Source organism: Vibrio sp. 10N.261.55.C5 (genome assembly GCF_041470505.1).
Taxonomy (GTDB): domain Bacteria; phylum Pseudomonadota; class Gammaproteobacteria; order Enterobacterales; family Vibrionaceae; genus Vibrio; species Vibrio crassostreae_C.
Genome location: NZ_JBFRMS010000098.1, coordinates 1 through 21640 on the forward strand (window position 1 = coordinate 1; position 21640 = coordinate 21640).

Consider the following 21640-nt stretch of genomic DNA (forward strand, 5'->3'; position numbering starts at 1 on the left):
GACTTATGTTGCAAGCATCACCTTAAAAAAGCCGCTCTTTATGAGCGGCTTTTTGCTATCTGCAGTTTGCCTTTTTCTTGTTCAAAAACGTTTCATCTTTCTCAATTCGCTGGCAACACAACCGCAGACGCTTCTTCGTCTGAATCTTCTTTGTCTTCTACTTGGTCAGTTACCCAATCAATTGTCTTTGTTAGATAAAGCTTGTTGGTTTCGGTATCGCACCAACTTTTTGATAACCCTCTTCGATTGAATTCACTGCCAATTGCTGCGAGTGTCTGGTTGCTTGAGCGCCCGTAATACAAGGTGTCGCACAGTTGAAGGTTCGACATCGATTGTGGGTATGTATTAACCGACGATGAGTTCATGCTTAGTGCTTTGGACTGATTATGCGTGCAACCTGTAAGGCTCAAGAAAAAGATCAATGCTAAGGCTTTCTTCATCATATCTCTGAACAGTTACTAATAATTGGCGGGGATTATGAGCATGATTAAGTCGTTGATTTGTCAATTCTTCGCTAACTGCTTAAAGACCACGATCTTGCTCGCAATTAGAGCACGTTATTGAGCCGTTTAATTCCTAGATCAAAAAATGTATTAACCGCCAAATGCGCAATTTTGTACAAAAGCTGAAAGAGACTATAGAGTAGACTGATAAGTCGCTCGATAATCAACAGGCTTGGGAATTGTTATGGAGAACAAGAAACACTCTAAAGAGAAGGCCGAATATAAGATAACCGAAGAGCTCGGCGGCCTTGAAATTCTTAATGCTGAATACGAAAAGCAGAACTTCTCGCGCCACAGCCACGAAGGTTACACGCTGGGAGTCATCGAGCAGGGCGCTCAGCGTTTCTATCGAACGGGCGGGCATCATATAGCACCACAAGATGCGATCATTCTGGTCAATGCCGACGAAGTTCATAGCGGTCACTCTGCCACTGAAGGTGGTTGGGCATATCGAGCTATGTATCCTCTCCCAGAGCAACTTGCCAAGATCACTCAAGAGCTTAACCTACCGAACTACGGCGCGCCTTACTTCCCAAGAGCGGTTGTTGAAGACCCTGAACTCGCCAATCAATTGAGATTAGTCTTTAACACGATTGATGAATCTGACAATCGCTTGTTAAGAGAAACCTTGATGTACGGGATGTTGGTTAAACTGATTAGCCGACACGGAAAATCGCCGCTTAACCCTCAACTCGATGGGAAAACTCAGCGTCAGCTCGTTCTGGTTAAAGAGTTCTTAGATGATTTTCCACAAGCCGATGTTTCCCTGGACGAACTATCTAAATTAGCGGCATTGAGCCCGTTTCACTTAGTGCGTTCTTTTCAAAAAGAGTTTGGTCTTCCGCCACATGCGTATCAAATCCAATCTCGGTTAAGGCTTTCGCGTAAGTTATTGAAACAGGGACATACCATTTCTGATACCGCGCAAGAGTGTGGTTTTCATGATCAAAGCCATTTTCATCGACACTTCAAAAAGGCCAATGGATACACGCCGGGGCAATACATCAAAATGCTCTAAACTTGCGTGGCTAAGGCATGGCTAACTTGTGTTAAGTGCGGTTAAGTGTGGCAAACAGAGGGGCATGAAATCGAGCAAGTTTGTACAATCGAACCGACTCAACTCCTCTTACATTGAATAGCCAATGTGAAGAGAGAAAAGAACTATATGGATAGTGAAACAATGGATAGACGAACACAGTTATGGAAGGGCGTTTTAGCGGGAATGCCCTTGAGCATTGCGGTAATCCCTTGGGGAATTCTAGCTGGCTCATATGCGATAGATGCTGGATTGAATCAGCTTCAAGCGCAAGCGATGTCGGCTATTCTATTTGCTGGCTCTGCACAACTTGTCGCTGCAGGTATGTTTAAAGCGGGTATTGGTTTAGGCACCATGTTGTTGACTACCTTATTCATCACGTCTAGACACTTTCTGTATAGCGTATCGATGCGTGACAAAATCAGCCATCTTCCTGCGCGTTGGCGTCTATTACTCGGATTTTGGCTCACCGATGAGCTGTTCGCGATTTGTAGTGGGCAGTCTCAGAAAGAATTTAATCGCTGGTATGCTGCGGGTGTAGGCGGCGGTTTTTATCTCGTTTGGAATATTGCGAGCTTTGTCGGCATTGTCGCGGGAAGCCAAATTCCTTCGCTTAATGAGATTGGGCTCGACTTCGCGGTCGCAGCAACCTTTATCGCTTTGGTGTTCCCATTAATCCGAACTCTACCCGTCGTGGTGTGTGTTGTGGTTTCATTGGTCACTTCGGTTGCCATGTCGGTTAACAATATTGAGGGCGGGCTAATGATTGCAGCGATTGCAGGTATGTTAGCGGGCTTTTTGAGTGAATCGTTCCAAGAGCGAAACAACGGTAACAAGACAATCGTGGAGGGGAAATAGAGATGATTTGGTTAACGATATTCCTCATGACTGCGATTGTTTTCTTTAGTCGGTATCTGTTTCTTGAGCCTGCAATCCCGCTTCGACTCAATCAAACCGCAAGGCGCCTATTGCGCTATTCAAGCCCAGCGGTGCTGACTGCGATTTGGGGGCCAATTGTATTTGCTCCTGAACAAACATTTTGGCCAAGCCTTGAAAACCCATACTTGATAGGCGCGGTGGTGACTGGCTTATTGATTTGGAAAACAGGCAATGTGCTACTAACGATCGGCGTTAGCATGGCGGTGTTTTTGTTCTATAACCTTGTCGCGGTTGATTACCTTTTTAACTGATAGACCTTGCAACGTATAGCGTGGTGGCATCTAATGTACTGATTCACTGTTTGTGTATTTAGGTTCTGGTAAGGAGTTAGTTTGGCTAAGAAATATTATGTGGTTTGGAAAGGTCGTACACCGGGTATTTTTACCACGTGGAATGAGTGTAAATCCCAAGTCGATGGCTTTGCTGGTGCGAGATATAAATCGTTTCCAACACTAGGCGAGGCTGAGTCTGCTTTTGGTGGTAAAACGTCGTCTGCGTCAGGTTCTACAGCGACAAAGCCAAGCTCTGCGGGTAAGGCGACGAAAGCTAAGGTGCCGCCTCTTTCGGAGCAGCAAATCACTGATATGCCTTTTGATATCAAGATCTTTACCGATGGTGCGTGTGAACCAAACCCTGGTGAAGCGGGGACGGGTTTAGCGGTATACCAAAACAACCAATTAACCGAATTGTGGTATGGCTTGTATCAACCTGTTGGTACCAATAATACCGCTGAGCTACATGGGCTTAAGCAAGCGTTTATTCTCGCAAAAGAGAAGTTAAACGCGGGTCTGTCTGTAGCGATCTATTGTGACTCTAAGTACTCGATAGATTGTATTACTAAGTGGGCAACGGGTTGGGAGAAAAAGGGCTGGACTAAGTCGGGCGGCGAGATCAAAAACCTCGATATTATTAAGCCGGCGTATGCGCTCTACCAAGAGCTGGCTTCAAAAATTACCATCTACCATGTGAACGGACACGTTGGTATTGAAGGTAACGAATTGGCCGATAGAATGTCGATTGTGGCTATTTCATCGAAAGAGCAACAACTCGCTCAATATCGTGACATCGACGATATTGAGTCTATTTTGGCACTGCGAGCAGGCTAGTTAGGCTTCTTAATGAAAAGCTACTGAAAGCATAAGTCGCGATCATTGGGCAGTGCTAAGTTGAGCGTTACATTTCAAATTGATGTAGCGCTCTTTTGTTTTTGTGGTGCTCCGTTTTCTTATGGTGCATAGTCGTTCTTGTGAGACGCAGCAGCCCTTGCGATGCTTACTGCCTGAGTTCATCCTTATTGAGCAGGGTTCTCTATCCAACGAGATAATTGCTGAGCTTGTTTGATCGAATTAAAACTGTCTTTCACTCTCTCACGTGCCTTTAAACTCATCGATGTTTTATCGTTACTGCTCAGCTGCGCGAAACGCTCAATCGCTTCTCTTAATTCTTCCACGTTTTTTTCGCTAACCACAAAACCTGTCTCTGGTGAGACGATCTCTTTGCATCCCATGATGTTGGTGGTAATGACTGGCGTTCCCACAGCCATCGCTTCTTTTAAAACCAGAGGCCCTGTATCCACACATCCGGTTTCGGAAAAACAGAAGGGCGCGATTAGGCTGTCATAATTCGATAGTTTCTCTTTCACCCATTCATGAGGCTTAGCGCCAAGAAAGGTCACGTTTCGAGTGAGCCCTTGCTCTTTGACCTGTAACTTTAATTGTTGCTCTAAATCGCCAGTACCGATGATATCGAGATGAATGTCGAGAGGTTCGGCAATCGGCGCCAATGCATCAATAAGATGGTGGATACCTTTTTGCTCCACTAATCGGCCAAGGAAAATAAAGCGAAGTTGCTTCGTTTCGGTTTTTGGGTTGAGTTGGAACTGTTTGGTATTAACTCCGCAATGCAGGAGCTTAATGTTTCCTTTCGCCATGGTATTGAAGTCAGCAAGCATGTCTTTACACACTGCAACCACAAAATCACTCGATGAGATTTTATGTTCAATGTCATAAGCGAACTCGTAAACATCATGACCATGAGCAACGAACGAACAGGTGATATTCAGCAGCTTTGCCGCGACGATGGCGTGAGCAGTGGTGTGCTGACAGAAATGCGCGTGAACGTGTTCGACGTCGTTTTCCGCGAGTTGCAGCGCTAATTTAAACCCATAAGCGAACAGTGACTTTTTGGGCATGCTGGTTTGCTTAGAAATAAATGAGACAGCCTTGATGAAACCTATCCAGTTAATGCTGGCGACTTTACCCTTCCGAACATTTTTACCTATTTCGACAATGTCGTAGTCGAACTGTTTTTCACTGTTTTCAATTTTGAACGTCATTACACACACATCGTGCCCACACGCTTTCACGGAGTCGACTTCTGTTTGAATGAAGGTCTCACTGAGTACAGGGTAGGTTGGTGCCACAAATGCTACTTTCTTCATTCCTTACTCCTCTAATCCATATGACTAAAGCTATCAAGCCAAGTTAATAACCAATAAAGCAAGATACGAACCAAGATCGAATCTTAGCTTTAGATAGCTTTCTGAAGGTTATCCCTAAAGAAGTCGCTCGTTTTCTCAAATTGATAATCAAATTGGAGTTGTAGGTTTTTTGAACATCTGTGTTTGGTCGTCATTTTGAGAATAGGCGTGTAGGTGACTGATATAGAGCTGATTTCGTAGCAAGACACTCTCGGCATAGAACGTGCAACGTTAGCCATATAACGTATAAATCTGAGGGCGTCATTATGGCTAAAGTAAGTGTTGTTATTCCTACCTACAATTGTTTGGATTACCTGCCGAAAGCGATTGGTAGTGTACTAAAGCAGACTCATCAAGATGTTGAGCTGATTGTCATTGACGATAACAGTAACGATGGAACGTCGACGTATCTTGCTTCTATAGACGATGAACGCATTATTACGTTGTCCACATTGGGTGTTGGTGCGCCTCAAGCGAGAAACCTAGGGATTGAAAAGGCGACCGGTGAATACATCGCTTTTTTAGACGCAGACGATTTCTGGTTTCCTGAAAAAATTGAGCGCCAACTCGAATTTCATCAACGTTACCCTGATCTCGCGATGAGCTTTACTAACTACGAGCATCTTACTGAAGATTACCAAGTAATAGTCGACTGCTTTAGTTACTGGTCGCAGTTTCAAGATCAAGATGAGCTGTTCATCAATATCGAGAACCCGTTGGAGTTCATCATAGAAAATAACGTGATTGGAACATCAACGGTCATGGTGAAAGCGGATGTGTTTTCTCAAACAGACAGTTTCAATGCTGACATCAAGTATGGGGAAGATTGGGAACTGTGGCTTCGAATGAGTGAAAACCATCAGATCGGTGTGTTGAACTCGGTGCAGGTTGGCTACTTGATGAGAGCGAGCTCTGTTACCCAAACTGAAAGTCTTAAATTGAGAAATTTGCAGTCTATAGAGACTATTCTTCAACATTACCAAAATGACAGTCAACGATGGAATCTACCCACTTCTAGCTTCAAAATCGCAAAGGCGAGAATACTGGAAGGTTATGCTGACTATTATCGAGGTTTACAACAGAATAGACAGGCTATTGCCTACAGTTTCCGTTCTTTGGTCATGTCACCTCAAAAACGCACATTGCGACACCTAATTGGAGACTGTAAAAGTTTCCTAAAGCCAGCTTGGTAAGGAAAAGGTGACGACTATGGGTTCTTTAAAGCAGTCGGCTTACTACGCCATCGGTATATTAATGATGAAAGGGATTTCATTGGTGATGATCCCGTACATTACGCACAATATGACGTTGGCAGAGTATGGTTCCTTAGAAGCCATTGTCTTGCTGGCAGACATTGGGACGATATTGTTCAGCTTCGGTATTGTCGATGCCATGTATCGTTATGTGGGTGTCGCCGAAGGTGATGAAAAGCAAAAGCTCGTCTCGAACTGCTTCACATTGAGCGTGCTGGTGTGCGTGCTTGGGGGCGCCTTGATTGCCCTCAGTATGCCGTTGTTAATCTTAATGTTGCCAGTTGAATTTCAGCCTTACCAGATACTGCTTCTGCTTATTCCTACCATGCTCGATGGGGCGATTTCTATCCCGCTAACGCTGATGCGTATGAACGCGATGGCGAAACGTTTTTGCATGCTCAATGTGTTGAAAGCCGGTGTTCAAGCCATCATGACTTTTGTTTTGCTTGAGGCTGGATACGGTATAGATGGCGTGTTGATTTCAGCTGCGGTATCCAGTGTGTTGCTAATGGTTTGTTTAGTGCGTTATCAATGGCAAGAGATGGGATCTTTTGGTTGCTTCAAATACTCGGCGAAGATCTTAAAATTCGGACTGCCCGTTCTGGTTGGCGGTGCATCAATGTATATGATCATGGGGCTCGACCGCTGGGTAATGGCAAGCTTCGTCGGTGTCGAAGAACTCGCGATTTATGCGGTTAGCGGAAAGTTCGCGTTGATTCTTGGTCTGTTGTTGCAGCCTTACGCGCTTTGGTGGTTTCCAAACCGTGTGGCGATGCTTCAACAGCCGGGTGGCAGTAAGATGTGTGCCGATAGGGCGTTAGTCGGAGTGAACCTCGCCATTGTTTTAGGTTCGTTGATGATTCTAACGGTACCCGGATTTATTTCTCTCATTTTACCGAGCAGTTATCATTACGCGGGGGCCATTGTTGTTGCGCTGCTTGCGATTAGCGTTATCAAAAATGCAGGTGATTATCTTAACCTTGGTTGTTTCAGTGGCGATTCGAGTCAATCTCAAATGTGGATTCAAGGTGGATGTGCGGTCTTGGCGGCCATTGGTTATTTCACAGTGACGCCTATTTATGGCGTGTGGGGTGTTGTCGCGGTTCTTTGTGCAACTTATGTTGTGCGGCTCATGCTTCTGTATGTTGTAAGCCAAGCGATGGAACAATTACCTTATGAACACAGCAAGTGGGTAACCGCAGTTAGCATCGCATTAGTAGCGATAGCGAGTGATCAACTTCTGGGATTGGTGTTGGTTGATGTCCATGACTTTATTCTTGGATCGGCTGTTGGTGTAATCGCGCTGGTGGCCTTTGTTAAATACTCAGTGATCGATGTCCCGCAAGCTCTGCTCGACAAGTTGATGCTGGGTAAGCAGTCTCACGCAAATTAAAATAAAACACTGTTCATAATGTGTGAGATTCGATAGTATTTATAAATTCAATGAATGCCATCAATGGAAAGATACATGAACAAGTGGATTGTGCTCTCAGCTCTATTCTCAACCTTATCGTACGCTTCGTCTGAATTGTCTAACCACGACGTACTCACTCAGCACTTTGACGTTCCTGAAGCTATCTCCTTAGAAAATCAAAACAGGGTATGTAATAGCCTTGTTTGTAGTTCGGTGTCTGCGCCAAAATCTGTTCCTGCTGTTGGCGACTTCCCAGAGCGAGAATCAAACCTAACGATAGATACAATTGCGAGCGCTATCTATTTCGCCGGTGAGATTGGTGTCGCCGAAAATCTAGCGACACCCGAGTACGAACAGTTTTTTGAGAACTGATTGAAAATTTACTGTATAGATTTGGTGCTTATTTTTTATGCAGTTACAAAAGATATGAAATGCTGTTATAAACGATAAGACCTTGTTTAAGGATTTTATAATCACGGCATTTGGCAATTAGGAAGCACCAATGGAAATCTGGAAGTTACTGCTGTTTATCCCCGCTTGTTTTGCGCTCAACATGACTCCGGGCCCAAACAATTTGTTATCAATGAACAACGCCCGTTGTTACGGATTTCAGGCCGCCTTTGTCGCAGGCCTAGGAAGAATCCTCGCTTTTTCTGGCATGATTGCTTTGGCTGCATCTGGCTTAGCGGTTGTGCTTTATACTTCTGAAACGCTGTTTTTCCTGATCAAACTATTTGCACTCGCTGCTGGCAATCCAAAAGCGATACTCATTTTCACTGCATTCCTTCCTCAATTTGTCGATGTTTCAGCGAACGTAAATACTCAATTCTTTGTTTTAGGTAGCACCTTTCTAGTGTTAGAAATGCTCGCGATATCGATCTACGCGGCATTTGGCTTATACCTCAGAAACTGGTTCTCTAAGCCACAAATGGCAAAACGTTTCAACAAAGAGTGCTCGGTTTTTCTTGCGTTATCTGGCGCAAATTTGTTGGTTATTCGACAGTAAAACATAAGTAACCTAATCTACTCCTCAGGCGTTAGTTAAGTGGCATCTTCGTTAAGGTAGTTCGTAAGCCTTTAGGCTGTTGATATATTATTAATAGCACCTTTGAGTTTGCATGCTTAAACTTGAGGTTCGGTTTAAATGAGGTCTATCTATGAATGTTGTTTGTGCGGAAAAACAAGAACTGGCTGATATCTACCAGCTTGAACATGCTTTGTTTGGCGCTCACGCCTATCCGCTGTTTTTCTTTCGTCAGGCCTTTGATTGCTGGGGAAAAGGTTTATTGGTTGCTAAGCAAGACTCAAAGATTGCTGGCTATGCCTTAACGACAACCACAGACAAGCAGAATGAGTTTTGGGTCCTATCATTGGCTGTAGACCAGAATTATCGTGGCATGGGAGTTGGCCGGAAACTGATGCAACAGGCGGTTGATCAGTTGCCTCGAGATGCTAGGCTTTTGCTCACTGTAGACCCAAATAACACATCGGCTCGTGCGCTTTATGCATCGATGGGGTTCGTTACCATCAAGCAAGAAGACAACTACTTTGGTGATGATGAGCCGAGGTTAGTGATGAAGCTCATCATCTAGATTGTTGCTAACGGTTTTTAACAAAGGCGCTTAACTAAATCAAAGGCTCACACTTCAAAGACAATCTCGTAGCTCTAGGTTAGCATCACGATACCGTGCATTAACACGACACTAGAGGTCAGCCGAGTCCTCATATCAAAGTAGCCATCAGGACCTTGGCTCTGGTTCTCTTCTCTCATCGTCCTTTCAGCTCGCCAAACCGCAATATAACCAAAGATGAGAATCAGAGTTGTCACTAGCTCTTTTTGTTCGCCAAGCAATACTGCCAGCCAAGCGATGAGCATAATCGCGTTGCTTATTAGCAGTGCTTTGTTACTTGATTGGCTTTCAAAGTTTTCGATGCCATTTGCCCACAAGATCCCTGAAAGAAAACTCAAAATTGCCACGCTGTAGGTGATGAACAGCGTTTCACCGCTTATCCCCATAAATTGGCTGTCGGTGAGCGAAAGGAGAAGACCGAATAAAAACGGAATTAACCCCATGTACCCCAGTTTGGCCATGGTGTTACGGGTTTGAGTTGTTGCCATGTAATCCGCCTTCATAACTGCTGCTCAATCGCGTTTTTGAGCGTGGCACTCACTGGAGATGTGGAGCTAGGGAAGGTGGCGACGACTTTACCTTCTTTACTGATCAAGAATTTGTAAAAGTTCCATTTAGGCGTTACGCCCGCTTGCTGTTGTATCTCTGTAAACACGGGGTTGGCGTTGCTACCAGACAGTGAAGCTCGCGCCATCATTGGGAAGGTCACGCCATAGTCTAGGTAACAAACCTTTGCCGTCTTCTCTTCGCTTCCCTTGTCTTGGCGAAAATCATTACTTGGGAAACCGATAACCGTGAAGCCTTGGTTTTTGTAGGTTTGATGAAGTTGCTCGAGTTGCTCAAACTGCGGAGTGAAGCCACATTGGCTCGCTGTATTTACCACCAATAGAGTTTTGCCTTGAAACTCATCGCACAAGGCGATTTCTTCGGTTGAGTTTAACAAGCGCTGTTTGCCATTAAGTATTTCGGGACAGCTCGCTGCAAAGGCGATGGAACTCGTGAGGCTTGTAATCAGTGCGGTTGAGCAAAGTAGTGAACATTTCATAGGGTTGGCTCATTTTAGTTGGCGTAATGGTTATTACTCTTGTGCACGATGAAATGATCACTTTGCGTATTATTTACTGTCTCATTAACTCGCGCTTTTAGTTGTGCTTTTGCTCTCTGAGATAAGATATGGAGCGACCAAGCGACTGATATTCACTTTTGCACCAAGGCGAGCCGCTAATAGATACATGCCACCAATTTTTCGGTGCAGGAACAGCGCATCGGCGGGCGGCGTATGCCAATACTCTTGTTCCATGCTCAAAATGGTGCCTGCTTCACGAAGCCTTTGTGCCAATCCACTGGCTTTGAAGTCGTACTCTTCGTCAACTAACATCGGCTCACAGGCCATCTTCACTAGATTTAGAATCGCTTGGCGTTGTTCGGGAAGAATTGTCTCGCTAAAGAATCCTATTTGCTCTAAAGCTCGGTTGAGCACTTGCTCATCGTTGTTAATGACAGAGGAAAAGGCCAAGCGATAACCCTCGCTGAAGCGGTCACTGTACTCACGGGTTGCTCCGAAATCTAATAAGCCAATTTGTCGGGTGTTTTCAACATAAAGGTAGTTGGCGAAATTGGGATCGGTTTGCACCATCTTAAAATCGAACAACTCTCTGAACAGAAGCTCCAGTAAGCTGTGCATTACAAAGTCACGTGTGCTTTGGTCGTAACTTTCGATTTGCTCTATCGAGACGCCTTCGATGAAGTCCATGGCGAGCACCGATTCTGAAGAGACTTGCGGATGAATCTTAGGTACGACGAAGTGAGAGTATTCTTTCAATGCATCATGGTAACGAGTTGCGTAATCAGCTTCGCGAGCATAGTCTGCTTCATCGTGGAGCTGTTTCTTTGCCTCTTCTAACAAGCCTTTGTAGTCGACCGACTTTGGTATCAAGCCAACAATATTGAGCAGCGTGCCCACGTTATCTACATCACTGTCGATACTTTTTCTAATGCCGGGGTATTGGACTTTGACTGCGAGTTTGTCCCCAGCATCACTATAGGCTTGGTGAACTTGTCCGATAGATGCACTGGCGATCGGTTTAAAATTGAAGGACAGGAATTCGGTTTTCCAATGGTTCCCGAGCGAGCTTTCTAACACTTGATTGAGCTGTTTTGTTGGCAGTGGATCGGCATCGGAGCGCAGGCGAGAGAGAATGTCGGCTAACTCTGGTTCTAAGACATCACCCGCATCCATTGATAGCATCTGTCCTAACTTCATAGCCGCACCGCGCAGGTGTGCGAGTTGATCGGTCAGGCGAGCAATGTTTTGTGGCGTTAACAGTAAGTCTTTTGCTTTGGGCCTGTTGCCTTGTGCAATTTGTTTGGTGCCTTCCGTTAGCACGTTACCCGCGACTCTTGTCGCCAACGAAGCGAACTTACTGAATCTAGAAATTCGATGTGTGGGAAGGTTTCTCTCTTTTGCCGACATAAAGGTTCTCTCTGGGAATCAGGGTTGATACCAATCGTAGTAAATAACTGTTCACCCTAGCTTGTTAAAAATCTCGATAAAGTCGTTAGATTTTTTGATTGTAGAATAACTACTTATCGAAACTTCTTGTCGAAAAGAGCCGCCTTGTTCTCCAGCTTTTTTTCTACGCTATTTTTGACCACTTACTTACTGTGATTGGTATGACTACAAAGTTCTATAAATCATTACCCAACCGAATGTTTTGTTGTGGTAACTTGTCTCGCGAAACAGTAAACAGAATTAAAAGGACAAAGCATGAAATTTATTTTGTTGAAAGTGGCCGTTACGGTATTGGTGTTCGCAGCCCTATTTGGCATCGTTTACTACAAAGTCGCCAGCGGCATGTCTTAACTCAACACTATTTTGTGCAGCTGTTACCGTTGCAACGTGATTTTCCGGTTAGCCAAAACGAAATCTTATATCGATTTTTGGCAAACCGTAGATAACACCAATCTGCCATTGGCTTAAAAATCGCCCAACGTAACGGGGCATACAGCCAACCCTTTCCTACTAGCTTCCACGCTTGGTAAGTCACGTCTAAACCGAGCAGCAGCTTTCCGTTTTCGTCCAGTGCATGCAAGATTGTATTGGCTGCCTCGGCATCTATTTGCGGGTAGTTTGAAAACGCTTCACTGTAGATATCGACGGTCTGGATCTGATCTTTGGAATCAGACTTAGTCAGTGCTGCCATCTCTTTTGCACAAAGTGGACAGGTTCCATCGTAAAATATCGTTAATGCAGTCATTGTTTTCCTTACTATTTTCGTCAATTCTCATTGATACGACATCACCATTTAGGTGGATCATTCTGCCCAGTTATCCGACACTGTAATTGTGACGACTATTTTACAGTACCATCTCGAGGTAAAATCCGTTCCATGCAATTACATATTAAGAGTCGATCCCCAATGACAACGAAATCAATGAGCCGTTTCATTCTAGCCTTCATAGCCCTAATGCTAGGCGGTTGTGTGAGCTACAGCGTGACCGAGCAAGAAATGACGAACTACCTTCAAGATTCGGTGATGTTAGAGCAAGAAGTAGGTGTACAAAACGTTATGTATGCGCAAGTCGCTGTCGATGACTTAGCGGTGCAAATTGGCCGAGCTGATGCCGAGCGCGTGTCTGTTCTGGCGAATACCAATGCACAAGTTCAGGTGTTTAACGTGCCGAATATGAGGTTGGATCTTGATATCGAGTTCAGTGCGATTCCTGAATATGACAAAGAGAGTGGCGAGATTTATTTGAAATCACTGCGTTTAGAGCGCTTTGAAGAAAAAGATAAACAGCTTTCGCCTGAGGTCGCCAAACTACTTAAGCCTGCCGTTTCTATGATTGGCTTTGCTTTGTCCCAGTCGCCAGTTTACAAACTGGACAGCAACAAGGTTCAAGAGTCATTGATCAAGTCATCGGAACCTAATCTAGTGATTAAAGACAACAAGCTGGTTATCGAGTTATTCGATTAACCTTTCACGTTTAGCTTAGACTCAGATTTAAAACACAATGGCTGCCGATTTGGTGGCCATTTTTGTTTGTGTTGAATCAGCAAGATTTCTGTTTTTAGGCTGTCTATCCAGCTTGTTTTCTCTGGCTCATTTATTGAATTAGCCGCGTATCTCACCTTTACTTTACTCTTGTGAGCAAGTCATCGCTTCAGTCATCAAATCATAAGAAAGAAAAGGTGAGCGAACTATGAAGAATCCAGTAATAGCGGATAACAAACCCGTTAAGGTCGAGCTAACAGAAGGGGAGGAGTATTACTTCTGTACCTGTGGGAAGTCGAAAAACCAACCGTTTTGTGACGGTTCTCATGCTGGTACGGGGTTCAAACCGAAAAGCTTTGTCGCCGAAGAGAGCGGAGACGCCTACCTTTGTCGCTGTAAGTATTCCAACAACCTTCCTTTCTGCGATGGCACTCATAAACAGTTCACAGCGGAACAAGTTGGGCAAGAAGGCCCGGAGGTTCACATTCAAGCGGCTGCGCCAGATTTGTCGCCAGCTGCGAGCGCAACCAAAGAAGAACCTACCGTCGAGTTTATTCATCAACTGGCGCGTGATGGTTTATCCAAGGTTGGACATCATGGGCCAATGACCTCCATGGGCGTTCCAAGACATCTATTGCCTCACTGGGACGATATTCAAGTGATGGTCGCGCAAATGGCCACCAAGCCTTTGCTGGAGAATGTGCCCGTTGGAACTGAACTGATTATTGGCCCCAAAGCGAAGAAGCCACTCAAATTGGACATCTCTTTGTTTGTGTCTGATATGAGTTTTGGCTCGCTATCTGAAGAAGCAAAAGTCTCATTGGCGAAAGGTGCCGAACTCGCAGGGACGGGTATCTGCTCCGGTGAGGGCGGTATGTTACCCGAAGAGCAAGCGGCGAACTCTCGCTACTTTTATGAATTAGCCAGTGCTCAGTTTGGTTACGATGAAGCTAAGCTCAAAAACGTTCAAGCCTTCCACTTTAAAGGCGGGCAGGGTGCCAAAACCGGAACGGGCGGGCACTTACCGGGCGCGAAGAACATAGGCAAGATCGCGGAGGTGCGTGGCATTGAAGCGGGCACGGCAGCGATTTCTCCACCCACCTTTGTCGACCTTAACACGGTCGAGGATTTTAAAAAGTTCGCCGACCGTGTTCGAGAGGTGACAGGCGGTATCCCGATTGGCTTTAAGTTAAGTGCCAATCACATCGAAGAAGACATTCAGTTCGCGCTTGATGCCAGTGCCGATTACATCATCTTAGATGGGCGTGGTGGCGGTACAGGGGCGGCGCCAGAAATGTTCCGTGACCATATCAGTGTTCCCACTATTCCAGCACTCGCTCGCGCTAGAGCGTATCTCGATAAACAAGGGGTCAGTGACAGAGTCACATTGATCATCACGGGCGGCTTGCGCGTGCCGATGGATTTCGTAAAAGCGATGGCGCTTGGTGCTGATGGTGTCGCTATCTCAAACAGTGCCATGCAGTCGATAGGTTGTGTGGCGGCGAGAATGTGTAACACCAATAATTGCCCTGCTGGTATTGCAACTCAAAAAGCCGATTTACGTCAGCGTTTGAATGTCGAGAAAGCATCGAACCAGCTTAAGAACTTCTTTGAAGCCTCGACAGAATTAATGCAAGTGATGGCGAGGGCATGTGGGCATGATCATTTGAATCAATTTAACCCTCATGATTTGGCAACATGGAATCGCGAAATGGCCGAGCTATCCGGTGTCGCTTACTCTGGTGTCTGTCCATTAAATCACTTTAAGTAAATAATACTTCGATAAAGCACACTCAATGTATTTTGGGTGTGCTTATTTTTGCCTGTGCAATGCCAATCGATGTTTAATCCTTCGTAATTAACTGCTTTATAAGTGTTTTTAAATTATTTCCTATTTTTTTAAAATATCACTTTACCTTAAGTTAACTTGAGGTTTTATCATCATCCCCAATCTAAAAACACAATCTATCACCTTGTCGCCTAGTGCAGGTTTTGATGTTATCAAACAGACGTTACGAATCTTCAGTTATGAACTTTGAGCTCCGTAATTGAAGTCATGAGTGCATAAAGGTGAGAAAACTGAACAAGGATCAACAATGAAAGTATTAGCAATTGGCGCAACCAACAGTAAAGCATCGATTAACCAACAATTGGCAGCGTACACCGCAAGCTTAGTTGAGGGCGCGCAAGTAGAGGTGCTCGATCTTAATGATTTCGAGATGCCTATTTATAGTGAAGACAGAGAAAAAGAGTCCGGCGTTCATCAACACGCGCAGCGCTTTTTCAGCAAGATTGGCGAAGCTGATGCAGTGGTCATCTCTTTTGCAGAGTATAACGGCTCATACACCGCAGCCTTTAAGAATGTGTTTGATTGGACATCACGAATCGACATGAAAGTGTACCAAGGCAAACCTGTTGTGATGCTCTCCACATCACCAGGCCCAGGCGGCGCAAACTCTGTGTTGTCGTCTACGGTAAATTCGGCACCTTACTTTGATGCAGATGTGAAGGGGTCTATGTCGGTGCCAAGTTTCTACGACAACTTTAATGTAGAAACGGGTGAGATCATCAATGCCGAAATGGCCGAGAGCCTGAAATCGATCATGAGTCAGATTTAGAGAGCGAGAACACCACAATAAAACAAAGCAGCCATGTTCACGATTGCTTTTCATTGCGCCCGTTGTCAAAGTTTAAGGACATTAATTGGTTAAGGTAACAATAGGTCGCTACTCTAAAGTTAAAGTAAGCTTTAAATATTTATGATCTCAAGGATAGTGTCGTAATGAGAAACATCGTATACCTCACCATAGGCCAGTTGGCTGAGCGCAGTGGCGTGGCTCCTTCGGCGTTACGTTTTTACGAAACCAAGGGGTTGATTGCTTCGATTCGTACTAACGGAAATCAGCGCCGTTATCAGTCGGCGATGTTGAGACGAATTGCGTTGATCCAAGTCGCGCAGTCGATAGGCTTCACGCTGGAAGAGATCACCGAAGAATTATCGACACTGCCGATGAACCATACCGCGACTAAGCGAGATTGGGAGCGCGTTGCTAAGAAGTGGCAGGGGCAACTCGACAGTAAAATGGCGCAGATTAAATCGCTACAAGAGAACTTAACCGGCTGTATCGGTTGCGGATGCTTGAGTATGCAAAAGTGCAACTTGCTAAATCCTGATGATATCTTGCATGACCAAGGGCAGGGCGCACAACGAATTGTTGAACAGACTAACTGAGTTCCCGAAAGGCATGGAACAGCGAACTAAGTTTCAGGTGTTTGCTCAATGGGTTAAGCAACAGTTGTGACCGAATAGCGTGCCTAGACAAACACGAATTATAGGTCTAGTTTAGATGGTTCTTTCAATAAAAGAAGAGGTTAGTTATGTTCAGCCATGTTTTTCTCGGTACCGATGATATTGAACGCGCGAAGGCTTTTTATGACCCAATCATGAAAGTGCTTGGTTATAGCGAAGGCTCTGTTGATCCCAAAGGGCGCTGTGTTTACGTTAGCCAAACGGGTGTGTTGGGCTTAACGAAGCCGATTGATGGTCAGCCTGCGACTCACGGCAACGGTATGACGGTGGGTTTTCTTGCGTCTTCTCCTGAAGTTGTAGATGAGTGGCATCGAGTTGGCGTCGAAAATGGCGGTACCAGCATTGAAAATGGCCCCGGAGCGAGAGGTTCTGACGAGCGTCGCTTGTACATGGCTTATTTGCGAGATCCTGATGGAAACAAGATTTGTGCAACGCACTTTATGCCGTAGTTTACGTTATGCCATCGTTCATTTTATGCCACAGTGGCGTATACTTAGATCATATTGATGGTTCGGAGTTGGCTAAGTTGCGGCTCTGGACTTGTTAGCTTCCCGATAACTCAAAATTTTGCAAAGGACTGGCTAGATGAAACCGAACGAACTGTTTTATGAAAGTTTTGAGCGCTGCCGGATTGACCAAGAATTTCTCGAAACGTTTTTGGCGGATTTTTGCGAGCATAACCCAAGGTTTTCAGAACGTTTTGAAAATATAGGGTTAGAGCAACAAACCAAGATGCTTAAAGCCTCGATCATTCTTATCTATAACTCTGCTGGTCTACCAAGCGTGCGTAACTCAGTAAAGAAATTGGGTAAAAGGCATAAAGACCTAGGGCTGGATATTTCCGAGATTGAGCTCAACGAGTGGTTCAATTCGTTACTCAATACAGTTAAAAAATATGACCCTCACTACGATGAAAGCGTCGAACAAGCTTGGACAGAAACTCTCGAGGCCGGCTTAACTATCATGAAGAAAGAGTGCGTAGTTCCAAACACTGTGAATAACTAGGTCGTTGATGGGTAGTTTTGCTTGTTCGTTAGTTAAAACCGGCATTAACTCTTGAAAGATTGACATTGTCAGGTAAGCCTAACGATATCAGGCTTACCTCTTATTGTTTGACTAGAAATGAGCAGCCCAACCAATCAGGAACCCTTGCGATGCGGTATCGTATTCAAAGGTCCCCTTGTTTTCGTAATCAACCCAGGTCGATTTGTAGGCAACATTTAAGTCAGACCAACTGTTTATCTTGTATCGCACGCCAGTTAACAGAGATGAGGTAAAGTTGGTGTCACTACCAAGCCCTGCATCAATGGTTGCGTGAAACTTCCAATCCTTATTGATCTGCGTTATCCATCTCACACCTACTTGGTAGTCAACCCAATCTTCATCAAGTGATCGGTCGACACTTAACCTACCACCTGAACCGTAAAGCTTGGTATCAATGTCGTTATCCCACCAACGAAGCCCAAACAGATAATCAATCGTGCCAAAATCGTATTGGTAGCGCTTAAAACCCTTCACATCTAAAACACCTTGTCGGATATCAAGGTTGCCTCTTAATAACTCTGCGTTGGATCCAATACCGAGTTTGTTTTTCCGCTTAGTTTCATGAAGCTGTAGTCAATGTAATAGCCCCATTGATTGTCATAGTCACCCTCTAAACGCACCATTGCGGTCATATCAAGATGATCCATGATGAATGAAGGATCAACATCAACATCTGCTGACAAATTACCAATGGTGCTGTCTCCACGAATATTGAGTGCGAGCGCGTAGATTTCGAAACTATGTTGCCACTTTTTTGTATCCATCGGTGTACTTGCTTCTTGCGAACTTACGGTTGAACTAGCCATTAATACTGATGCGATTAGGTAACGCCATTTAGCCATATCGATATCCTTATCTTTTGTGTGAAGTAGCAAGTTTATGAATGTGCCTTCCGGGGGGCAATTTTCATATATGCAACTTGTATATTGCTGATTGTAGACTATGTTTTTTGAAATGAGCCAAGTTAAAAGAGTTAGGGTATGAAGCCACAGAGTATTTTCTTGTTCGTTGCAGTTTTAGGTTTAACACCTATTGCACTGTCTTATGGTTATGCCCCCGTAGTCTCTCTTGACTATCTATTTGGTATCGACGCCACACCCATCAACGTTACTCATATCTTTCGTGCAGTGATGGGGCTTTATTTGGCTCTGGCGTTGTTTTGGGTGTTTGGCGCACTGTTCAAAAAGTATCGACTGCCAGCGCTCTATAGTTTGGTGGTATTCATGTTGGGTTTAGCTGCCGGACGAGTCATCAGTTTGGTGGTGGATGGCATGCCGCATTGGCTACTTTTTGTTTATCTAATATTGGAGTTGGGCTTTGGTTTAGTTGGTTTAAAAATGATTCATAAAGAGCAATCTGAAACAGTATAAGGACATTCTATGAAAAGGATTTTCCACCTTGTTGTGATGAGTGTGTTGAGTAGCTTTTCGCTATCGGCATGGTCAGCACAAGAGCAACCGAATATTTTTGTTATCTTCACGGATGATATTGGGATCTCAAACCTGAGTGCTTATCACAATGGTGTGATGAGTAGTGAAACACCAAACATCGATAGTATTGCTGAAAAGGGCATGCTACTGACAGATTATTATGCGCAGCCATCGTGTACGGCCGGGCGCTCTGCATTCTTAACGGGGCAGTTACCAGTGCGAACGGGTATGCACACGGTGGGCTTACCGGGTGGGCCTGTTGGGCTGCATGCGGATACGCCAACACTACCAGAAATTCTCAAAACCATGGGTTACGTGACTGGTCAGTTTGGTAAAAACCACTTGGGTGACCGTGATGAATTCTTACCAACAATGCACGGCTTCGATGAGTATTGGGGCTGGTTGTATCACCTGAATGCGATGGAATACACCGAAGATCCAGACTGGCCAAAAGACGGTTCGTTGGATGCTTTTGCGCCTCGCAATGTGATTTACGCGAAATCCGATGGCAAAGGCGGACAAACCATTGAAGACGATGGCGCGCTAACTATCGAGCGTATGCGCACACTAGATGATGAAGTAAATAAGCACGCGATCAACTTCATCGAAAGGGCGGTTGAAGCGGATAAGCCATTTTTCACTTGGTACTGTCCATCACGCGGTCACGTTTGGACGCACCTGTCACCTGAATACGAAGCGATGCTCGGTCAAAACGGTTGGGGACTCCAAGAAGTGGTCATGAAAGATCTTGATGATCACGTCGGTGAGATGATGGCGAAGATGGAAGAACTCGGTATTGCTGACAACACCATCATCATTTTCACTGCCGATAACGGCCCAGAGATCATGACTTGGCCAGATGGCGGTATGACACCTTATCACGGTGAGAAAGGCACAACTTGGGAAGGTGGCGTAAGAGCCCCTGCATTGGTTAGCTGGCCGGGTAAAATCCCAGCGGGTACTGTAGGCAATGGCATCTTTGATGGTATGGATTGGTTACCCACTCTTGTCGCTGCGGCTGGTGGTCCAACGGATCTAAAAGAAAAACTGCTGAAAGGTCACGATGGCTTTAAAGCGCACCTTGATGGTTACAACCAAGTGGATATGCTGACCGAGAAAGGCGAGTCAAACCGTAAAGAGATCTACTACTACGAACGAGACAAGCTGCAAGCGGTTCGTGTTGGTGATTGGAAGGCGCATTTCATCGTGCAAAACCACGGTTGGAGTGGCCCTAAAGAAGAGCTAAACGCACCATTGCTGTTTAACTTACGTCGTGACCCATACGAGCGAGCGGCGGAAGAGTCGGGCATGTACCTAAAATGGATGGGACAAAAAATGTGGGCATTTGGCCCGGCACAAGCGGCTGTCCAACAACATCTAGCAACCTTCCAAGAGTGGCCTCCAGTGACGCCTGACTCTCCGGCAGAGAAGACCGGTGGTGTAGGTAACTAGTTAAATATCATAAAAAATCCCGCTCACACTGAGCGGGATTTTTGTTTGAAAGCGTCTTAACGTTGGTTCTGTTTTAGCGTCGTGTTTCGTTCAATGAACTTCACTGGCACCATCAGCTTAACCAAGCTTGTGTCTTGCTCTTGAATCTGGCTAACGACAATTTTCACTGATTCACGTGCAAGGCGTCTGAAATCTTGCTTGAAGGTAGTGAGTTGGTAGTTCAACCATTGAGTCTGTGGGATATCGTCAAAACCAATCACTTGAAGATCTTCTGGAATACGCAGGTTAAATTCTAAGCGCGCCACATCCATTACTGCCATCGCGAGGTTATCTGTCGCACAGAAAATCGCTTGAGGATGTGTGGGTTCTGAAAACAGAGTCCGAATGGTATCTAGAGCATCAAGGTAGTCATAGTCAGCTTCAATAACACGAGCTTGTTCACCGGTAAGTTCTTCAAATTCTGAGCAGAACCCTGCTTCACGTTCGCCGTTAGTGTAGGTTGGAACATTACCTGTCAGGTAAACCGCCGACTTTGTCCCTACGCTATGTAAATGTTGAGCGGCAACTTGGCCAGCGGCGTAGTTGTCGCTCACCACATGGCTACTCTTAGTCCCTTCAACAACACGTGCGAACTGAACGATAGGAATGTCGAATTCTTCACACTCTTCATAAAGCGACTTGTTAAAGGTCGCAGAAGCAGCAATCACGCCATCAACTCGGTATTGGAAGATATTGGGAATTGAGTGGTTATCGTTGCCATCAACTTGCCAAGGGATCAATACCGCAGAATATCCCTGTTTTTGTAGTTCAGTGGAGATAAGCTGCAGCGTTTTCATGTGAATAGGGTAGTCGGCATCAGGGAAAACTAAGCCAATCAATTTTGATTCATTTGTCGTAAGGCTACGGGCAAAAGCATTGGGACGATAATTCAACGATTTCGCGGCATCGAACACTTTCTGCTTGGTCTTTTCAGACACTGAACTTCCCGGTACAAATACGCGAGATACAGTTGATTGAGAAACGCCAGCAAGTCTAGCGACATCTTTAGATGTTACGGTTGTTTTGGACAGCGAAGAGTGTTTTGGAGAGTTCATAGACCATACTTTTGAACCAAATTGATTGTGCATAGAGTAACATAATTAGGTACGTACTCA

At 45.0% G+C, this 21640-nt stretch carries 24 protein-coding genes and 1 pseudogene; 17 read left to right on the plus strand and 8 right to left on the minus strand.

Annotation, left to right across the window (positions count from 1 at the left end):
* Positions 1-101: 101 nt before the first annotated feature.
* Positions 102-440 carry a hypothetical protein gene (locus AB4263_RS23275; protein WP_372098982.1) on the minus strand — a complete coding sequence of 113 codons (339 nt, stop codon included), beginning with the start codon at positions 438-440 and terminating at the stop codon, positions 102-104.
* 247 nt (positions 441-687) lie between these two features.
* Between AB4263_RS23275 and AB4263_RS23280 the strand changes: the two genes are divergently transcribed.
* From AB4263_RS23280 to AB4263_RS23295, 4 genes are all read left to right on the plus strand, one after another.
* Complete coding sequence (locus AB4263_RS23280) at positions 688-1521, plus strand: AraC family transcriptional regulator (protein ID WP_372098967.1); 834 nt, start codon at positions 688-690, stop codon at positions 1519-1521.
* 147 nt (positions 1522-1668) lie between these two features.
* A complete protein-coding gene (locus tag AB4263_RS23285; RefSeq protein WP_029235402.1) occupies positions 1669-2397 on the plus strand; it encodes an AzlC family ABC transporter permease in 729 nt (242 codons plus the stop codon).
* A 2-nt stretch (positions 2398-2399) separates the two neighbouring features.
* On the plus strand, positions 2400-2729 hold the full coding sequence (locus tag AB4263_RS23290; RefSeq protein ID WP_081228873.1) for an AzlD domain-containing protein: 330 nt from the start codon (positions 2400-2402) through the stop codon (positions 2727-2729).
* An 81-nt stretch (positions 2730-2810) separates the two neighbouring features.
* Positions 2811-3584 (plus strand): viroplasmin family protein, encoded by a 774-nt coding sequence (locus tag AB4263_RS23295; RefSeq protein WP_372098968.1) that lies wholly within the window; start codon positions 2811-2813, stop codon positions 3582-3584.
* A gap of 185 nt (positions 3585-3769) precedes the next feature.
* Here the strand turns inward: AB4263_RS23295 and AB4263_RS23300 are convergent, their stop codons facing one another.
* Positions 3770-4918 (minus strand): glycosyltransferase family 4 protein, encoded by a 1149-nt coding sequence (locus tag AB4263_RS23300; RefSeq protein ID WP_372098969.1) that lies wholly within the window; start codon positions 4916-4918, stop codon positions 3770-3772.
* Between the two features lie 305 nt (positions 4919-5223).
* Here AB4263_RS23300 and AB4263_RS23305 point away from each other — a divergent pair, with 305 nt between their 5' ends.
* The 5 genes from AB4263_RS23305 to AB4263_RS23325 all read left to right on the plus strand — a co-directional run bounded on the left by AB4263_RS23305 (position 5224) and on the right by AB4263_RS23325 (position 9216).
* Positions 5224-6150 (plus strand): glycosyltransferase, encoded by a 927-nt coding sequence (locus tag AB4263_RS23305; protein WP_017062218.1) that lies wholly within the window; start codon positions 5224-5226, stop codon positions 6148-6150.
* Between the two features lie 16 nt (positions 6151-6166).
* Complete coding sequence (locus AB4263_RS23310) at positions 6167-7603, plus strand: lipopolysaccharide biosynthesis protein (protein WP_372098970.1); 1437 nt, start codon at positions 6167-6169, stop codon at positions 7601-7603.
* Positions 7604-7678: 75 nt separating this feature from the next.
* A complete protein-coding gene (locus AB4263_RS23315; protein ID WP_372098971.1) occupies positions 7679-7996 on the plus strand; it encodes a hypothetical protein in 318 nt (105 codons plus the stop codon).
* Positions 7997-8126: 130 nt separating this feature from the next.
* Positions 8127-8630: a LysE family translocator gene (locus AB4263_RS23320; RefSeq protein WP_372098972.1), complete on the plus strand. Its 504-nt coding sequence runs from the start codon at positions 8127-8129 to the stop codon at positions 8628-8630.
* A 151-nt stretch (positions 8631-8781) separates the two neighbouring features.
* A complete protein-coding gene (locus AB4263_RS23325; RefSeq protein WP_372098973.1) occupies positions 8782-9216 on the plus strand; it encodes a GNAT family N-acetyltransferase in 435 nt (144 codons plus the stop codon).
* Between the two features lie 74 nt (positions 9217-9290).
* Here the strand turns inward: AB4263_RS23325 and AB4263_RS23330 are convergent, their stop codons facing one another.
* The 4 genes from AB4263_RS23330 to AB4263_RS23345 all read right to left on the minus strand — a co-directional run bounded on the left by AB4263_RS23330 (position 9291) and on the right by AB4263_RS23345 (position 12512).
* On the minus strand, positions 9291-9758 hold the full coding sequence (locus AB4263_RS23330) for a DUF3429 domain-containing protein (protein ID WP_372098974.1): 468 nt from the start codon (positions 9756-9758) through the stop codon (positions 9291-9293).
* The gene (locus AB4263_RS23335) at positions 9755-10300 is read right to left on the minus strand and encodes a glutathione peroxidase (RefSeq protein WP_372098975.1); all 546 of its coding nucleotides are present in this window, start codon (positions 10298-10300) and stop codon (positions 9755-9757) included. Before AB4263_RS23335 ends, AB4263_RS23330 begins: the two co-directional genes overlap by 4 nt.
* A gap of 84 nt (positions 10301-10384) precedes the next feature.
* A complete protein-coding gene (locus tag AB4263_RS23340; RefSeq protein ID WP_065584895.1) occupies positions 10385-11728 on the minus strand; it encodes an AarF/ABC1/UbiB kinase family protein in 1344 nt (447 codons plus the stop codon).
* A 397-nt stretch (positions 11729-12125) separates the two neighbouring features.
* Positions 12126-12512 carry a thiol-disulfide oxidoreductase DCC family protein gene (locus AB4263_RS23345; protein ID WP_017062190.1) on the minus strand — a complete coding sequence of 129 codons (387 nt, stop codon included), beginning with the start codon at positions 12510-12512 and terminating at the stop codon, positions 12126-12128.
* 162 nt (positions 12513-12674) lie between these two features.
* On the opposite strand from AB4263_RS23345, the gene AB4263_RS23350 reads away from it, so the two are divergent.
* The 6 genes from AB4263_RS23350 to AB4263_RS23375 all read left to right on the plus strand — a co-directional run bounded on the left by AB4263_RS23350 (position 12675) and on the right by AB4263_RS23375 (position 17565).
* Positions 12675-13232 (plus strand): DUF1439 domain-containing protein, encoded by a 558-nt coding sequence (locus tag AB4263_RS23350; protein ID WP_017065833.1) that lies wholly within the window; start codon positions 12675-12677, stop codon positions 13230-13232.
* Positions 13233-13458: 226 nt separating this feature from the next.
* Positions 13459-15021, plus strand: a complete 1563-nt coding sequence (locus tag AB4263_RS23355; RefSeq protein ID WP_372098976.1) for a glutamate synthase-related protein — start codon at positions 13459-13461, stop codon at positions 15019-15021.
* A gap of 325 nt (positions 15022-15346) precedes the next feature.
* Complete coding sequence (locus AB4263_RS23360; RefSeq protein ID WP_372098977.1) at positions 15347-15868, plus strand: NADPH-dependent FMN reductase; 522 nt, start codon at positions 15347-15349, stop codon at positions 15866-15868.
* Between the two features lie 164 nt (positions 15869-16032).
* On the plus strand, positions 16033-16482 hold the full coding sequence (gene soxR, locus AB4263_RS23365) for a redox-sensitive transcriptional activator SoxR (protein ID WP_017062186.1): 450 nt from the start codon (positions 16033-16035) through the stop codon (positions 16480-16482).
* A gap of 146 nt (positions 16483-16628) precedes the next feature.
* A complete protein-coding gene (locus AB4263_RS23370; protein ID WP_017062185.1) occupies positions 16629-17009 on the plus strand; it encodes a VOC family protein in 381 nt (126 codons plus the stop codon).
* Positions 17010-17145: 136 nt separating this feature from the next.
* A complete protein-coding gene (locus AB4263_RS23375) occupies positions 17146-17565 on the plus strand; it encodes a globin (RefSeq protein WP_017071826.1) in 420 nt (139 codons plus the stop codon).
* A gap of 111 nt (positions 17566-17676) precedes the next feature.
* On the opposite strand, the pseudogene AB4263_RS23380 reads toward AB4263_RS23375, so the two are convergent.
* A pseudogene (locus AB4263_RS23380) lies at positions 17677-18446 on the minus strand (DUF481 domain-containing protein).
* 138 nt (positions 18447-18584) lie between these two features.
* Between AB4263_RS23380 and AB4263_RS23385 the strand changes: the two are divergent.
* Positions 18585-18974, plus strand: coding sequence for a DUF4345 domain-containing protein (locus tag AB4263_RS23385; protein ID WP_017071827.1), 390 nt, complete (start codon positions 18585-18587; stop codon positions 18972-18974).
* A 9-nt stretch (positions 18975-18983) separates the two neighbouring features.
* Positions 18984-20486 (plus strand): arylsulfatase, encoded by a 1503-nt coding sequence (locus AB4263_RS23390; protein WP_372098978.1) that lies wholly within the window; start codon positions 18984-18986, stop codon positions 20484-20486.
* A gap of 56 nt (positions 20487-20542) precedes the next feature.
* On the opposite strand, the gene AB4263_RS23395 is transcribed toward AB4263_RS23390, so the two are convergent.
* On the minus strand, positions 20543-21580 hold the full coding sequence (locus AB4263_RS23395) for a LacI family DNA-binding transcriptional regulator (protein ID WP_102429122.1): 1038 nt from the start codon (positions 21578-21580) through the stop codon (positions 20543-20545).
* Positions 21581-21640 lie beyond the last annotated feature (60 nt).

Excerpts from the sequence above, each read along its gene's own strand:
- AB4263_RS23275 (WP_372098982.1), bottom strand. The coding sequence starts at position 440 with ATGAAGAAAGCCTTAGCATTGATCTTTTTCTTGAGCCTTACAGGTTGC.
- AB4263_RS23280 (WP_372098967.1), top strand. The coding sequence starts at position 688 with ATGGAGAACAAGAAACACTCTAAAGAGAAGGCCGAATATAAGATAACC.
- AB4263_RS23285 (WP_029235402.1), top strand. The coding sequence starts at position 1,669 with ATGGATAGTGAAACAATGGATAGACGAACACAGTTATGGAAGGGCGTT.
- AB4263_RS23290 (WP_081228873.1), top strand. The coding sequence starts at position 2,400 with ATGATTTGGTTAACGATATTCCTCATGACTGCGATTGTTTTCTTTAGT.
- AB4263_RS23300 (WP_372098969.1), bottom strand. The coding sequence starts at position 4,918 with ATGAAGAAAGTAGCATTTGTGGCACCAACCTACCCTGTACTCAGTGAG.
- AB4263_RS23305 (WP_017062218.1), top strand. The coding sequence starts at position 5,224 with ATGGCTAAAGTAAGTGTTGTTATTCCTACCTACAATTGTTTGGATTAC.
- AB4263_RS23310 (WP_372098970.1), top strand. The coding sequence starts at position 6,167 with ATGGGTTCTTTAAAGCAGTCGGCTTACTACGCCATCGGTATATTAATG.
- AB4263_RS23315 (WP_372098971.1), top strand. The coding sequence starts at position 7,679 with ATGAACAAGTGGATTGTGCTCTCAGCTCTATTCTCAACCTTATCGTAC.
- AB4263_RS23320 (WP_372098972.1), top strand. The coding sequence starts at position 8,127 with ATGGAAATCTGGAAGTTACTGCTGTTTATCCCCGCTTGTTTTGCGCTC.
- AB4263_RS23325 (WP_372098973.1), top strand. The coding sequence starts at position 8,782 with ATGAATGTTGTTTGTGCGGAAAAACAAGAACTGGCTGATATCTACCAG.
- AB4263_RS23330 (WP_372098974.1), bottom strand. The coding sequence starts at position 9,758 with ATGAAGGCGGATTACATGGCAACAACTCAAACCCGTAACACCATGGCC.
- AB4263_RS23335 (WP_372098975.1), bottom strand. The coding sequence starts at position 10,300 with ATGAAATGTTCACTACTTTGCTCAACCGCACTGATTACAAGCCTCACG.
- AB4263_RS23340 (WP_065584895.1), bottom strand. The coding sequence starts at position 11,728 with ATGTCGGCAAAAGAGAGAAACCTTCCCACACATCGAATTTCTAGATTC.
- AB4263_RS23345 (WP_017062190.1), bottom strand. The coding sequence starts at position 12,512 with ATGACTGCATTAACGATATTTTACGATGGAACCTGTCCACTTTGTGCA.
- AB4263_RS23350 (WP_017065833.1), top strand. The coding sequence starts at position 12,675 with ATGACAACGAAATCAATGAGCCGTTTCATTCTAGCCTTCATAGCCCTA.
- AB4263_RS23355 (WP_372098976.1), top strand. The coding sequence starts at position 13,459 with ATGAAGAATCCAGTAATAGCGGATAACAAACCCGTTAAGGTCGAGCTA.
- AB4263_RS23360 (WP_372098977.1), top strand. The coding sequence starts at position 15,347 with ATGAAAGTATTAGCAATTGGCGCAACCAACAGTAAAGCATCGATTAAC.
- soxR (WP_017062186.1), top strand. The coding sequence starts at position 16,033 with ATGAGAAACATCGTATACCTCACCATAGGCCAGTTGGCTGAGCGCAGT.
- AB4263_RS23370 (WP_017062185.1), top strand. The coding sequence starts at position 16,629 with ATGTTCAGCCATGTTTTTCTCGGTACCGATGATATTGAACGCGCGAAG.
- AB4263_RS23375 (WP_017071826.1), top strand. The coding sequence starts at position 17,146 with ATGAAACCGAACGAACTGTTTTATGAAAGTTTTGAGCGCTGCCGGATT.
- AB4263_RS23385 (WP_017071827.1), top strand. The coding sequence starts at position 18,585 with ATGAAGCCACAGAGTATTTTCTTGTTCGTTGCAGTTTTAGGTTTAACA.
- AB4263_RS23390 (WP_372098978.1), top strand. The coding sequence starts at position 18,984 with ATGAAAAGGATTTTCCACCTTGTTGTGATGAGTGTGTTGAGTAGCTTT.
- AB4263_RS23395 (WP_102429122.1), bottom strand. The coding sequence starts at position 21,580 with ATGAACTCTCCAAAACACTCTTCGCTGTCCAAAACAACCGTAACATCT.